The sequence below is a fragment of the Campylobacter sp. 2457A genome, from assembly GCF_020135895.1.
Lineage (GTDB): Bacteria > Campylobacterota > Campylobacteria > Campylobacterales > Campylobacteraceae > Campylobacter_D > Campylobacter_D taeniopygiae.
Window position 1 is genome coordinate 1 of the sequence record NZ_JACHTO010000115.1, and the last position, 310, is coordinate 310.

Sequence of the window (310 nt, forward strand, 5' to 3'; positions counted from 1 at the left end):
GAGTACAATCTCCTCCGACAACTCCCATAAGCTTCCCATTTTTATAAATAGGCATTGCGTAGGTTAAAATATGATTATTGTTCATCAAAGATTGATAAGGACCATATACACTTGATTTTGTTGTCTTTTTAGCTTCTTGATACCATGTTAAATTTTTGAGAGCAAAAGATTTAGAATCCAATATTTTTCTATCTGACAAAAGAACTCTTCCAGAATTTTCAAAACCTAAAAAAACAAGTTTAAAGCCAAAAGCTTCTTTGAAAGATTCTAACAAACTAAAGATTTCTTCATCGTTGCCTTTATCTAATAC

General features: G+C 30.3%; 1 protein-coding gene. It reads right to left on the minus strand.

The annotated features are described in order from the left end of the window. A partial coding sequence (locus tag H2280_RS08580; protein WP_337216273.1) for a PDC sensor domain-containing protein occupies nt 1–310 on the minus strand: 310 nt, incomplete at both ends.